General features: G+C 70.4%; 1 protein-coding gene. It reads left to right on the top strand.

Annotation, left to right across the window (positions count from 1 at the left end; genetic code table 11):
• A partial coding sequence (locus SB764_RS45125) for a LysR substrate-binding domain-containing protein (protein ID WP_410867451.1) occupies positions 1–230 on the top strand: 230 nt, incomplete at both ends.

Below are 230 nucleotides of genomic sequence, written 5' to 3'. Positions count from 1 at the left end.
CCGCAACTGGGCTATGAATCGCTGTTCCGTGAGAATCTGGTGCTAGTGGCTGCCGCCGACCACCAGCCGCCGCTGCCCGCCCGCATCGCGGTGGCCGGCCTCGGCGCTTATCCCCTGGTCCTGCCGAGCCTGCCCAACGCCATCCGCACCCTGGTCGAGAGCATCTGCCGCGCCCAGGGGGTACGGCTGCAGGTCGCGGCCGAGGTCGACGCGGTGCAGACCATCGTGGA

This window comes from Paraburkholderia sp. SIMBA_027, assembly GCF_046535315.1.
In the GTDB taxonomy this organism is placed as follows: Bacteria; Pseudomonadota; Gammaproteobacteria; order Burkholderiales; family Burkholderiaceae; genus Paraburkholderia; species Paraburkholderia tropica.
Note: the sequence above shows the minus strand (reverse complement) of the source record. Positions and strands in the feature narration are given on the sequence as shown.